This is a genomic window from Planktothrix agardhii, from assembly GCF_904830935.1.
GTDB classification, from domain to species: Bacteria; Cyanobacteriota; Cyanobacteriia; order Cyanobacteriales; family Microcoleaceae; genus Planktothrix; species Planktothrix agardhii.
The window spans coordinates 105,641-119,316 of the sequence record NZ_LR882952.1 but is presented as its reverse complement, the minus strand read 5'-3'; the positions used below and the strand labels follow the sequence as shown (position 1 = coordinate 119,316).

13 protein-coding genes are annotated in these 13,676 nt (G+C 41.0%); 8 read left to right on the top strand and 5 right to left on the bottom strand.

All coding sequences use genetic code 11. From position 1 onward, the window contains the following. Positions 1-18 precede the first annotated feature (18 nt). The 5 genes from NMG88_RS00605 to psbA all read left to right on the top strand — a co-directional run bounded on the left by NMG88_RS00605 (position 19) and on the right by psbA (position 4,146). Positions 19-1,146, top strand: a complete 1,128-nt coding sequence (locus NMG88_RS00605; RefSeq protein WP_254032140.1) for an AbrB family transcriptional regulator — start codon at positions 19-21, stop codon at positions 1,144-1,146. Between the two features lie 148 nt (positions 1,147-1,294). After that, positions 1,295-2,149, top strand: coding sequence for a Uma2 family endonuclease (locus tag NMG88_RS00600; protein WP_227351402.1), 855 nt, complete (start codon positions 1,295-1,297; stop codon positions 2,147-2,149). An 80-nt stretch (positions 2,150-2,229) separates the two neighbouring features. After that, positions 2,230-2,655, top strand: a complete 426-nt coding sequence (locus NMG88_RS00595) for a tetratricopeptide repeat protein (RefSeq protein WP_026797445.1) — start codon at positions 2,230-2,232, stop codon at positions 2,653-2,655. Positions 2,656-2,663: 8 nt separating this feature from the next. After that, positions 2,664-2,786, top strand: a complete 123-nt coding sequence (locus NMG88_RS22440) for a hypothetical protein (RefSeq protein WP_264478083.1) — start codon at positions 2,664-2,666, stop codon at positions 2,784-2,786. A gap of 277 nt (positions 2,787-3,063) precedes the next feature. Further along, the gene (psbA, locus tag NMG88_RS00590; protein ID WP_026787323.1) at positions 3,064-4,146 is read left to right on the top strand and encodes a photosystem II q(b) protein; all 1,083 of its coding nucleotides are present in this window, start codon (positions 3,064-3,066) and stop codon (positions 4,144-4,146) included. 180 nt (positions 4,147-4,326) lie between these two features. On the opposite strand, the gene NMG88_RS00585 is transcribed toward psbA, so the two are convergent. Beyond that, the gene (locus NMG88_RS00585; RefSeq protein ID WP_254035002.1) at positions 4,327-4,743 is read right to left on the bottom strand and encodes a hypothetical protein; all 417 of its coding nucleotides are present in this window, start codon (positions 4,741-4,743) and stop codon (positions 4,327-4,329) included. 124 nt (positions 4,744-4,867) lie between these two features. Between NMG88_RS00585 and purS the strand changes: the two genes are divergently transcribed. Both purS and purQ read left to right on the top strand, forming a co-directional pair. After that, positions 4,868-5,140, top strand: a complete 273-nt coding sequence (purS, locus tag NMG88_RS00580) for a phosphoribosylformylglycinamidine synthase subunit PurS (RefSeq protein WP_254035001.1) — start codon at positions 4,868-4,870, stop codon at positions 5,138-5,140. An 89-nt stretch (positions 5,141-5,229) separates the two neighbouring features. Beyond that, a complete protein-coding gene (gene purQ, locus NMG88_RS00575; RefSeq protein ID WP_254035000.1) occupies positions 5,230-5,907 on the top strand; it encodes a phosphoribosylformylglycinamidine synthase subunit PurQ in 678 nt (225 codons plus the stop codon). A gap of 130 nt (positions 5,908-6,037) precedes the next feature. Here the strand turns inward: purQ and NMG88_RS22435 are convergent, their stop codons facing one another. Further along, a complete protein-coding gene (locus NMG88_RS22435; protein ID WP_278047047.1) occupies positions 6,038-6,499 on the bottom strand; it encodes a calcium-binding protein in 462 nt (153 codons plus the stop codon). A 62-nt stretch (positions 6,500-6,561) separates the two neighbouring features. On the opposite strand from NMG88_RS22435, the gene NMG88_RS00560 reads away from it, so the two are divergent. After that, a complete protein-coding gene (locus NMG88_RS00560; RefSeq protein ID WP_042154442.1) occupies positions 6,562-7,482 on the top strand; it encodes a transposase family protein in 921 nt (306 codons plus the stop codon). A 99-nt stretch (positions 7,483-7,581) separates the two neighbouring features. Here NMG88_RS00560 and NMG88_RS00555 read toward each other — a convergent pair whose 3' ends face one another. From NMG88_RS00555 to NMG88_RS00545, 3 genes are all read right to left on the bottom strand, one after another. Then, the gene (locus tag NMG88_RS00555) at positions 7,582-12,474 is read right to left on the bottom strand and encodes a DUF4347 domain-containing protein (protein WP_254034999.1); all 4,893 of its coding nucleotides are present in this window, start codon (positions 12,472-12,474) and stop codon (positions 7,582-7,584) included. 582 nt (positions 12,475-13,056) lie between these two features. Then, on the bottom strand, positions 13,057-13,362 hold the full coding sequence (locus NMG88_RS00550) for a DUF3181 family protein (protein WP_254034998.1): 306 nt from the start codon (positions 13,360-13,362) through the stop codon (positions 13,057-13,059). 51 nt (positions 13,363-13,413) lie between these two features. Then, positions 13,414-13,668, bottom strand: a complete 255-nt coding sequence (locus NMG88_RS00545; protein WP_083622026.1) for a 2TM domain-containing protein — start codon at positions 13,666-13,668, stop codon at positions 13,414-13,416. Positions 13,669-13,676: the final 8 nt, after the last annotated feature.

The following is a 13,676-nucleotide window of genomic DNA, read 5'->3' as shown; positions in this document are numbered from 1 at the left end:
AAAAATCGCCTCTATTCAATGAATATAAACTATCAAAATACCCTCACCCACTGGAGGCAAGAGTTATCTCAAACTTTGCCCCAACTTGCCCATCTTCTACCTCTATTTATGTTAGCTGTGGGCGTTGGTTATCTATTCAATTGGTTGCAGGTTCCCGTTGCTTGGCTGATTGGCCCAATGGTGGCGGGGATTATTTATGCGGTGTTTCAGGGGAAACCTCAGCCCCTACCCCCGATCTTTTTTATTTTCGGTCAAGCTATTGTGGCGATTTCTACAGCTACGGGCTTTTCGCTTAATACTATCGGTTTAATGGGAACTTACGCCTTTCCCCTGATGCTCTGTATTTTGGTGACCGGGGGGATGAGTATTTTGAATGGTTATTTTTTAGGGCGCTGGGGCGGAATTGACCGGGCGACAGGGTTTCTCAGTTGTGTCCCTGGGGCGAGTTACAGTTTAATTGCCATGAGTGAGGAAATGGGAGCCGATGCGATCGCCGTTGCTCTGTTACAATATCTGCGGATTCTATTAGTAGCATTAATTGTTCCTGCCCTCGTCGGGTTCTGGTTTGCGGGGGATGTGGCTATTGGGTCTGTGGTATCTATTCCCCTTAATACTTCACCTGCTTTGCCAATGCTTTACAACCTCGGAATTATGGGGGGTTGTGCGGCGTTAGGAATCGTTTTAGGGGAAAAGTTTAGTTTACCTTCATCGTTGTTTCTGGGGCCGTTTCTAGTTAGTTTAATTGTTTTTTGGACAGTTCCATATTCAATTAAAATGCCTCCTTTGCTATTTACTATTGGGCTATTATTTGTCGGGTTTTCTGTTGGTTTAAAGTTTGACTGGCAGAATGCTAAAAAACTCTGGAAGGCTGTTTTAATTGAAATTGTTTTAGTTCTGATATTAATTTTATTCTGTTTAGGTGCAGGTTATATTTTCCATCAAATTACCCAAGTTGATACCATGACGGCGATATTAGGTTCCACACCCGGAGGAATTACAGCAATGATCGCAACGGTAATTCAACTCGGAGGAGATGCCGGAATTGTATTAGCTATGCAAATGACTCGAATGTTATTGATATTATTAATTAGTCCTTGGTTTGCGAATGTATTAATTAAAAGTCAAAAACAATCTAACCCAACCTAGTTGTTGGGCTTTAGCACTCCTAAAAAGAGCGCTGAAGCCCAACAACAAACTGTTTGATTGTAAATTTAATAGTTACTACCCACACTATCGGTATTTGACTGTGATATAATATCCTAAAAATCATTAATCTATTGATTAATTGAGAGCCATGTCACCATCACAAGAAACAATCCCCTTTGGGTTAATATTACCTCCTACCCAAGACGAACTACCCTTTGACGATGGAGTCCCCATGGAAACCCAACGCCATAAAATGCAAATGGATTTACTAATTGATCCATTAATTCCTTGGTTAGAAACCCGAGAAGATGGTTATGTTGGGGGCAATATGTTCCTCTATTTTAGTTTAGCCCAAGTGCGGAATCAAGACTTCAAAGGCCCCGATTTTTTTGCCGTATTAGGAGTTCCCAAAAAAGAGCGAAAAAGTTGGGTAGTTTGGGAAGAAGGAAAAGCCCCCGATGTGATCATTGAACTATTATCACCCAGTACCGCCCAAGAAGATAAAACCAACAAAAAAATTATCTATCAAAATCAAGTTCGGGTTCCTGAATATTTCTGGTTTGACCCCTTTAAGCCTGATGATTTGGCAGGATTTATCCTAATTAATGGTAGTTATGAACCAATTTTTCCCGATCAATTTAATCGGTTATTCAGTCAACAATTAGGCTTATCATTAGTCCGATGGTCAGGGGTTTATAAAACCGTTGAAACGGTATGGTTAAGATGGGCAACTTCAGAAGGTGAAATTCTGCCGACACCCGATGAATTATCCGCACAAAAAGCCGAACAAGCCCAACTTCAAGCCGAACAAGCCCAACTTCAAGCCGAACAAGCCCAACTTCAGGCCGAACAAGCTCAACTTCAGGCCGAACAAGCTCAACTTCAGGCCGAACAAGCCCAACTTCAAGCCGAACAAGCCCAAGAACGTTCCCAGGAGTTAGAAACCTTACTCAACCGCTACCGTCAACAGTTTGGCGAATTACCCGAACTCAGTTCTGATTAGTTTTGAGATCACATTGGGTATTCTCAAAATAGGTACGATTAAAAAGCCAACTAATTGAAAATAAGAGGAAGGTATAAGCAATGAATCCCGCCGAGAAACAATCATTAGAAAAACAATATGGATCAGAGCGTATCCGTAAAATGGAACGCTTTAAACAGGTACAAAGAGTGATTATGATCCTATCAATACTGTCTTTTTTTGGAACGAGTATATTTGGATTAGGAAAAGTGTTTAAAAGTGGATTTGAAAAAAAACCTGAAGCGACTCAAACCACAGAACAACAATCTGCAAGTGCTTTATTACAAAAGCAAGAAAAAGGCTACGAAATTGTATTAAAACGGGAACCCAATAACCCCACAGCATTGGAAGGATTAGTGAATGTTCGCCTACAACAAAATAATATTCAAGGAGCAATTGAACCCTTAGAAAAGTTGGTGAAATTATATCCTGATCGGCAGGATTATCAAAATTCATTAACTCAATTAAAACAGCAAAATAAAAAATAAATCCAGTTATGAAACATTTAGACTACTGGATAAAACAGCAAAAGTTAGAAGATCAAATTAGAACAGAACAAGCCAGAACAGAAGTTCAAGGAAAATTAAATGAAAACTCTGATAAGCTCTTGTTTATTTAGACTGTGATTATAGCATTACCTTTGTTTTTAAGTTTACGTCCCCATTTATATAGATAACTCTCCTTCATTTGAAAATCGCTTTCTATGCAAAAGCTCCATAATCCAGAAACGGCAAAAATTTTTGGAGAGTGACAGAAAAGCGATAACATTAATAAAACTTATAGCTTATATGCAAAACTCTGATGTTAAAATACTTTACAAACCGTAACAAAGCCGTTAATGTAGTAGACATAGATACCAAACGTACCTCGACAAATACATAGCAATCATAACCAACATGACAACCACGATTCAGCAGCGCGAAAGCGCCTCCATCTGGGAACGGTTCTGTAACTGGGTGACATCCACCAACAACCGCATTTATATCGGTTGGTTCGGAGTCCTGATGATACCCACCTTATTAACCGCCACCATCTGCTACATCGTCGCCTTCGTCGCGGCTCCCCCCGTAGACATCGATGGTATCCGTGAACCCGTAGCTGGTTCGCTGTTATACGGAAACAACATCATCTCCGGTGCAGTTGTTCCTTCCTCTAACGCTATCGGTTTACACTTCTACCCCATTTGGGAAGCAGCCAGCTTAGATGAGTGGCTGTACAACGGAGGCCCTTACCAGTTAGTGATTTTCCACTTCCTGATTGGGATTCTGTGCTACATGGGACGGGAATGGGAACTCTCCTACCGTTTAGGGATGCGTCCTTGGATCTGCGTCGCCTACTCTGCACCAGTTGCAGCAGCAGCCGCCGTGTTCCTGATCTACCCCATCGGTCAAGGTTCATTCTCTGATGGTATGCCTTTAGGTATCTCTGGAACCTTCAACTTCATGTTAGTGTTCCAAGCCGAACACAACATCTTAATGCACCCCTTCCACATGTTAGGAGTTGCTGGAGTTTTTGGTGGTAGTTTATTCTCCGCCATGCACGGTTCTTTAGTTACCTCTTCCTTAGTTCGTGAAACCACCGAAACCGAATCTCAAAACTACGGTTACAAATTCGGTCAAGAAGAAGAAACCTACAACATCGTTGCAGCCCACGGTTACTTTGGTCGTTTAATCTTCCAATATGCCAGCTTCAACAACAGCCGTAGCTTACACTTCCTGTTAGGCGCATGGCCTGTAATCGGAATTTGGTTCACCGCTTTGGGTGTATCCACCATGGCATTCAACCTGAACGGTTTCAACTTCAACCAGTCAATCATCGACTCTACCGGTCGCGTGATCAATACCTGGGCTGATGTGTTAAACCGCGCTAACCTGGGTATGGAAGTAATGCACGAGCGCAACGCTCACAACTTCCCCTTAGACTTAGCTTCTGGTGAATCTGCTCCTGTGGCTTTGATTGCTCCTCAAATCAATGGTTAATTTTTAACCTAAATAATACAAAAGACGCTCTCCGAAAGGGGGGCGTTTTTTGGTGTTTAATATTTATCAGTAAACTATTCAGACAGACAAGCGCTGTACAGTATGAGTTTGGTGACTTCGCAGGGGATATTTAACAGCTTTGTTAATCTAAATCAGAGCAATTTTTTCGGAACTAAACTCTTATTTTTGATCGGAAATTGATATCCGATAAGGGTTTTGACCCTGTTGACGATCGCCAATATAGATGTTGTAATTACCGGGTGTTCCGTAACCCGAATATTGTAAAACACCGCTATTTGCAGAACCTTCGGGTAACATACAATAACGTCCGGTGGGGCCATCAATTAATAGGGTCGGTGAACCCGATGTAGTCACCATAATTCGCCAATAGGGTAAATCATCAGTAACTTGAATAACGTGGTTTGGGGTTTGGGCAATAAACCCACAATCCTGACTATTCACAGGCCCCCCAGAGGTTCCTGAGAGGGAGACGGAGGCCCCTGGACTGATTTGTTGCAGATTAGCCCAGGCATTGGGAGCAAGGGCTAAAACCAGGCTAAAAACCCATCCCATCAGGGTTAAATGGCGTAATTTCATTTTAAGTTTCTCCTACAGTTAATGCACTCCATTTAAACCATACAGACGGAAAATTAGACTTACAGGTTCGTTTTTTCAATCTTTGAGGGATAATCAATACTGTGCCATTAAAGTAGGGATTGTTGTGACCCATCACTACCAAGCTAGAATTTATATTACTCTCCGTCCTTCTGTTCTTGATCCTCAAGGCGTGGCGGTGAAATCTGGTATTCAACATCTGGGATATGACAATGTTGAACAGGTGCGGATTGGTAAATATATTGAAATGACGCTTTCAGCAACGGATGAAACGGAAGCAAAAACTCAACTTGACCGAATTTGCGATCAAGTGTTAGCAAATCCGGTGATTGAAACCTATAGATTTGATCTAACGGAAGTTGCGGCCGTTACTCATTAATTTGATGAACATTTTGGTTGATCAAAAATGAACTAAAAATCTTTTTTGATCAACTTGTTTCTATTGATAATTTACTAGATTAATACATTATGAAATTTGGGGTTATTGTTTTTCCGGGTTCTAATTGCGATCGAGATGTGGCTTGGGTCACTCAAGGATTATTGGGACAACCGACCCGGATGATTTGGCATGAAGATACGGATTTATCGGATATTGATGTGGTGGTAATTCCGGGGGGTTTTAGTTACGGGGATTATTTGCGTTGTGGTGCGATCGCCCGTTTTTCTCCGATCATGCGCTCCACAATTGAACACGCCAACCAAGGTAAATTTGTTCTAGGAATTTGTAACGGATTTCAGGTATTAACCGAAGCCGGATTATTACCCGGGGCATTAGTTAGAAATCGGGATTTACACTTTATTTGTGAGTCTGCTCCTTTGACGGTAATTAATAGTAATATTCCCTGGACTTCTGAATATCAAGTTGGGGAAGTAATTAATTTACCCATTGCCCACGGGGAAGGCTGTTATTATGCTGATGAAAAAACCCTAGAAGAATTAGAAACAAATCATCAAGTTTTATTCCGTTATGGAACTGATAAAACCCCGAAACCCGAAGAAAATCCTAACGGATCTTTGAATAATATTGCGGGAATTTGTAACCCTCAAGGCAACGTTTTAGGCATGATGCCGCATCCCGAAAGAGCCTCCGATCCCATGTTAGGAAATACCGATGGAATTAAACTGTTTAAAACCTTATTAGGTTAGTCGATTAAAGGACTGTGAGTTTTGTCGTTAGGAAAAGCGCGAGTCAGCCTGTTGTCCAGATGTCAGACACAACAGTGGAGGACGCAAGAAATCTACTGTTGTGCTTTCTGTTGGGCAGGAAACTCCGACCTCAGCGTAGCAGGTCAGAGTAATTCACGGTACTATCAAAACCTAACAGTTTAACAAGTTCCTCTCCCGTATTGGCAAGTTTAATGATTGTATTGCCATCAACTGTTGTGATTTGCAACTGGTTAAAGATTAATCCATCTGTTAACTGAATTTGATCTTCACCTAGAGTAAAATCATTAATGATATCTACTCCTGTATTGGCTGCAATATAAAAGCGATCGCGTCCTTTCCCACCGATTAAAATATCATTTCCTAAATCTCCAAATAGGTGATCATCCCCTTCTCCTCCATCTAATAAATCATCCCCTTGTCCACCATAAAGGCTATCATTTCCTAAATCTCCAAACAAGTTATCATTGTCTTGATTTCCAAATAGCAAATCATTGTCTTTTCCACCATAGAGAAGATCTCCGGCGGCACCGCCATGACCTTCATCTTCTCCTTGACCTAACGCAATAGACATCTCCAAAATAGAAACGGGGAGGGATAGCAAGATGGTAAAATTGGATTTTACCCCAATGAGAGATGAGTAAATTAAGAGACTATCTGGACAAGAATCCCCAGCAAGCAAAAAGGCTATTAGGGATGGAATACGAACAGCTAATAAAACTTATTCAAGCCGCGGAGTTATTAGAGCAAGAAAGACGGCAGGAACAGGAAAAAGCTAAGATCAGGTTGATTAAAGCAGGCGGGGGTCGTCACCAGAAATTGTCTGTGGAGGAACAAATCTTACTAACTCTAATTTATCTGCATCAGATGCCGACATTTCAAATGTTAGGGTTACAGTTTGAAGTGAGTGAATCAACAGCGAATGATATTTTCCATAACAAGATAAAAATCTTGAGAGAATTACTGCCAGCCAGTTTAGTTGAGCAAATAAAAAAAAACGAGAGTGATTGGGAGTGGGTAGAAAAAATTCTGCTGGAATTTGAGTTAGTAGTAGATAGCTATGAACAGCCCATGCAAAGACCAACAGACAATGAAGAGCAAAAAAAATATTACTCAGGAAAGAAAAAAACACATACCTTTAAAAATCAAGTCATTGTCATGCCAAACGGGAAAGAAATAGTGGATATAGCTGTGGGTTATACCGGAGCAACAAGCGATCTAAAATTGTGGAGAGAAAGAAGGGAGGAATTGGGGAATAATCAAAAATACAGAGGGGATAAAGCTTATGTAGGGGAAACAGCAATTAATACACCATATAAGAAACCGAGGAATCAAGAAATATCGCTTGAACATCGAGAAGAAAATCGGTTAAAAGCCAAACAAAGGATTGTAGTCGAACATTTAATAAGACTGATAAAAATTTATCGAGTTGCTTCAGAAAGATTTCGGTTAAAGAGCCAAAATTATGAAGCAGTAATCTTGACAGTATGTGGACTAATAAGATGGCGAATAGGAGCGATTGTATTATTATCTAAGAATTGCCCAGAATGCTTTTAAAAAATGATTGAATATCAGAGATAAAATTCATTAATTATTATTAATGTAACTGAAAAAGCCTATGAATCCGTTACTTTGGGAGAACCAGGCACAGGAGTGCTAGAGGTTCAAAAAGTAGCGATAGAGAGCATTTGGGAATTTTCGGAGATGTCTAATGGTTTGGGCTAGTTTATCTCCAACAACAATGTTTTTTCCGGTATCCCCCACCAGTTGCATTGGCCCCCTTAATAAAGCAACATTAATATTTTTGAGTTGAATAATAGAATTGGGTAAATCCGTACTATCAATCAAGCTAATTTGTTGATTTCCGCGTCCGGTTTGTTCGGATAAAGCCACATTTGCTTGCAGAAGAATTGGGGAACTACTCGGCAAATCCCCCGGAGATTCAGAGAAAGGAGCAAGCATAGAGAAATCCCATGGGGTATTGGCATCAAACCGAGTTGAAATTTGTTGAGCAAATTGATTTAGTTCAGGAGATTCAGTTCCTAGAGTTTCTTGAAGATCTGTTTGTAAATTTTGCAAGGTGCGATTATTTTCCGTTAACATTGCACCGCCAATCTTTTCAGGGACAGAAACTTCAAAGCTTTCTCGATTGAAATGTTCAAAGATTTCCTGATTCGTCGCGTTGGCGTTAATCGGTTGTTCAGAAATACTCAATTTCTGGGTAACTTCCAGAGGGAATACCATACCCCCATTGGAATTCAATACATAATAATGCTGAGAAAATGTATCGTCTCCTGGATCTAACAGGGGGATAGAATTAAAATTCTCTGGTGCCAGGTCATCAACCAAGGATATCACATCATATTGAGGTGCGATTAAGTTTTCGCGAGCTTCTCTGTCCTCCTGATTAACCTTATTAAAGAGGCCAGGCACAATACTCCCGCCTGGGCCTAAGAAACGGACGCTGGTAAATTTATCAGTCATCACCTGACTTAACGAGATGTTGAAGTATCTTATTCTGCTAAATACCTCAGCTCGACGTATGGGTGAACTGGCAAACTGCGTAAAACCTAACCGATATAGCAAAGCAAATCGTTCAGCACTTAGTCCGCTCAATGCTGTTACAATATCAGATGAACTTGCTGCTCCTGCTATTTGGTTTACAAAGGCAGAATTATTAAATGCGTCAATACTAAATAGACGAGTATCCTTCAATTTAGATGCAAATGCTTCAAGTGTCTTGACGGGATCGTTAGTGGTATTTGCTGCTAAAACCAGTGGTGTTTTGTTTAGTTGTTCTAGAGAAATCTTCAGATCCACAGCAAGACCTTGAAGGAAATTTAGAGTTTCTGGCTTGTCTGGTGGGCTAAAGTTAGTCAGTTGATCAATGACGGTATTCTGTTGGTTAAAATTGCCCGCTTCATCGGTAACAGTATTGGCTGGAAGTGTAACCGAAATATTCCCAAATGCTGTCATTCCTCCGATCGCTACTTCATAGCTGCTACCACTACCTGTAATGGTTGCGGTTTTGGGGTTCGCAGTTCCCCCTAAGAGGAGATCATTACCTTCAAACCCGTTCACAGGTTCATTAAATTCAACCTTTAAGTAAACAGTATTGTTAGAGAAGGGACGATTTTGCGTAATGGTAACTGTCGGGGGAGTGGTATCACCAGGAGGTAATGGGGTTGGGGTCGGGGCTAAGGTTGGTGAGGGCGTTGGGGTCGGTTCTAACGTCGGTGAGGGCGTTGGGGTTGGGGCTAACGTTGGTGATGGTGTTGGGGTGGGAGTTATTGTCAGCGCTGGAGTTGGCTCTGGTGTGGGAGCTATTGTCAGCGCTGGTGTAGGCGTTGGTGTGGGAGTTATTGTCAGCGCTGGAGTTGGCTCTGGTGTGGGAGCTATTGTCGGCGCTGGAGTTGGCTCTGGTGTGGGAGTTATTGTCAGCGCTGGAGTTGGCTCTGGTGTGGGAGCTATTGTCGGCGCTGGAGTTGGCGCTATTGTCGGCGCTGGAGTTGGCGCTATTGTCGGCGCTGGAGTTGGCGCTATTGTCGGCGCTGGAGTTGGCTCTGGTGTGGGTGCTGGAGTTGGCGTTGGTGTGGGTGTGGGTGCTGGCGTGGGCGTGGGCGTGGGCGTGGGCGTGGGCGTGGGCGTTATAACCTCAACTGTATAAGTTTCACCTGTATTAAAGGCTGTTGTTAAGGCGTTTCCAGCAAGATCTTTAATCGTCGGAGTCCCTGCGGTATCCAGTCGTAATGTTCCGTTTCCGCTAATATTATTCACGGTGACATTAACACTATTTCCCGTTACCGTAGAAACACTAGCAATTGTACCGTTTACTGTTCCTGTTGGGGTGATGATAAAATCACTAATATCTAAATCTTTAACCCCCTCACTAAAATTAACTTGATAAACAACGGTATTTCCATTGGTGATTTCTGTGATTGGAGTTTGACGAATAATGCTACTAACTGTTGGTTGAATTCTGTCAAACGTATAAGTTTCACCTGTATTAAAGGCTGTTGTTAAGGCATTTCCAGCCAGGTCTTTAATTGTTGGAGTTGCTGCGGTATCCAGTCGTAATGTTCCGTTTCCGCTAATATTATTCACGGTGACATTAACACTATTTCCCGTTACCGTAGAAACACTAGCAATTGTACCGTTTACTGTTCCTGTTGGGGTGATAATAAAATCACTAATATCTAAGTCTTTAACCCCTTCACTAAAATTAACTTGATAAACAACAGTATTCTCATTGGTGATTTCTGTTGTCGGAGTTTGACGAATAATGCTACTCACTGTTGGTGTGACTGCATCTATCTTAATGGCTGTCGTATCAGTCACATTTTTCAGGGTTAAATTAACGTTATTTCCCCCACTATCTTTAACAGTTGCATCCCCCGTTAAGGTTAACGCTGTTCCTGTAACGAGGCCATTATTATCCTCTTTTCCTAAACCAATATTGTAACGGAAAATATGCTGAGTATTTGCTGCTCCTGTGCCCAATAACGTCGCATTAACAATTCCGCCTGTATCTAAAGTAACGGGAATATTAACATTTCCTGTGCCTTTATTAATCGTGACAGGCTGAGTAAATGTCACCACAAAATCGAGGTTATCTCCAGCTTTTAAGGTAATCGCAGGAGGAGCTTGAACTTTACTAATTTCTACCGCAGAAGCAAGCAGTTCAAAAGGAAAGTTAAACGGGTTTTCATCTCCATCGTTATTAATAAAAGATAATTCCCCTTGTAGTGTTCCGATTTGATTCGGTGTGAGGGTAACATCAACAGTTGTACTCCCATTAGGAGCAAGTGTAGTGGTGGTAAAATTTCCTAATCCGGTAACACCTGTTCCGCTAAAAGTTATCGGATTAGTTAACAGTAAATCCCCTAATCCTGTATTTTTAATCGTGAAGGTTTTAGTGAGACTTCCTCCTAGGGATATCTGACCAAAATTAATGGCTGTTGGGGTTCCATCAATAATATTGGTGATTCCGTCTAAGACTTCTATTTCTGGGGGAGCATATTCAAACGCACCAATATCAACAATACTATTAACAATTCGAGCAAATCCAATGCCTCGTTGGTCGGTTGTTAATCCTGTCGCATTAGTCGTATTTCCTGTATCAATCGCTGGGCTTCCTGCTAACAAAGCATGGGTAAAACTTAATCCGCCATTATCTTGTAAAGGGCCTAATTTAGCATCTAAAGGATTGGTGGCTGTTCCCACTAAGCTACTGGTTGGAAATGTTGTTTCAACACTGCTATTATCTCCGATTAAATTTCCACCCCCATCTGTCCAAGTTCCTCCCGCTATATCGGGGTTTTTAATATCTGTTGACAGGTCTTGATTTCCGGCAATTAATGTGTTTTTAAGGGTGGCTGTTCCACTATCTTGAAAAATGGCTCCACCACTATCATAAGAGCTATTATTACTCGTATTAGTATCGGCTTTGTTGTTCGTAAAGGTACTATTGGTAACAAATAACTCGCCAATATTATAAATAGCACCGCCACTATCTTCTACACTGTTACCGGAAAAGGTACTATTATTAATAGTAGCGGTACTATTGTAGTAAATAAAAATTGCCCCGCCGCCCTCTCCTCCGTCGCCTGTGACTTTGTTATTGGCAAAGGTACTATTATTAACGGTAAGGTTGCCTAGGCTACTACTGACATAAATTGCTCCCCCCCGTTTGTCTGCTTCCCCATTCCTAAAGCTGAGGTTATTGAGGGTGAGGTTACTATTGGAGGGAACATAAAAGAAACGGAAAGCAGGTGCTGCGGTACTTCGTTCAATAATAGCCCCATTCCCGTTAAGGGTCAGTTTTCCACCAACGGTTATATCTGTAGGAGTGGGTAAACCGTTAGCATCACTAGCCCAACCATCGGAGGTGTTGTTATCAACAGTTGTTAAGCTGTAGACTCCTTTTGTTAAATTAATAACATCGTCTTCTGCTGTGGTGTTAGCCGTGTTAATAGCTGTTTTTAGCTCATCAACGGTACTGACATTATAAGTCCCTAATATTGCTGGGTAAGCAGTAATTTTTTCTTGATCAAACGGAAATGGCGTGGTAATTTTTCCTAAGATAACATCTAGGTTCCAACTTCCTCCCAAGGGAGTATAACCCACTTTTTGACGCGAAGCCGCTAGGTTAACTCCTAGATACTTATGAAGACGAGACAGAAACCCACCGTTATCCGATGCGAGTTCACAACTATAGATTAAAAAATCGGTATTTTCTGTAAAAGTTTGTCGCCAAGTTTTCAGTTGGGGTGCATATTTTTCAATATTATTGATGTTTAGGGTGGTATTCCCTAAATGTAGTATTCCTGAACTTCCATGGGTGAACAGATGAACAGCTTTTAAATTTTTGTAGCTTGATAAAATATTGGTAATTTGTTGAATTCCATCTTCATTTTTTGAGAGGATAATAAAATCAACATCTTCACCCATTGCGTCTAATAATTGGGGGATATTCGGAACGGATGAATCAATGATCAGTAATATATTGTCTGTGGAGGCTGAACTTAGGCCAAAATTAACGGTGTTCATGAGCAATCCTTTATTTTCTATTACCTGAAATAGTTTTAGGTTAGTCTGAATGGGTTGGAAAGTTAGGGGAGTTTATCAATTGCAAAACCTACCTCTCGGCTGGAGGAGTCAAAAGATTATAGGTGATTGCCAGGAGATTGCACCCAGTTTCGGTGATGCTTGGGAAGGACAATCTCTAGGGTTTTATGCACACCCTGGAGATTATTAGAGAATATCCTAATCAATATTACTTACTCTAGTATAACTGACCGATGCCTTTTTCTTAGACGTGTTGAAAATTATTATAAAACTTTACATTAAGTAAGTGTAAGTGGGCGAGAAAATCGACAAGTATGTAACGAAAAGTTAACTGGGTTGCTCCGAATGAAATTTCAATCTATAGCAATCCTATTTGAGTTGTGTTCAAAATTCCTGATCAAAAGGGAACAGGGAACAGGGGTAATACTTCTGACGGTTTCATATCAGTATTGAAATGTTACAACTATTTAGGATTGCTATACCTACTCACCTGAGCTAAATTTAATTGAAATCTTATTGCTATAGTTAGAATTTGATGGAGCCCTGAAGGGCTCACTACGAAGTTTACAGGTCTTCTTGGAAGTCTTTTAAAATTTTGATCAGGTCTTGAATCCCTGTATTGGGAATTAAATTCACTAAGGAGGTCGTCTGTTTTCCTCCCCCTAAATTTACATGAATTTTTTGTAAAACCTGTTGAACTTCACTTTCACTAAAATCTCCTTGATCTAAAAGCGGATAAAGTTGTTCGGCTAATTGTGTATGCAAATGAGCTTCAGCTAAATAGAGACGCCATTTAGCAATATCAATATAGATATTTTCTCCAATTTCAGAGGCTAATTTTTCCAGGTTTCTTGTATCTAAAACAGACATAATTAAACTCCTAAATTATTGGGGGTTAACGATGAATCGTTAACCTAAATTTTATCGATTGGGTGTGACTGGAGAATAGTCGGCGATCGCAAAAATATAAAGGCCATGAATGGCGATCGCAGATAACCAAACCAGGGTAAATGGGGTTAACCAAGACCAGTCCGTGGATTGCAGATTATGGAAAAACCATAAACCCGAATTAATCGTGGCAAAAATAGCAACATGGGTGGCAAAATTCATCCGATCATCCAAACGACGATAATCTGGATCTTTCCGGTCAGGTTGACGGGGCCAACGAGGAGGCATAGACAATA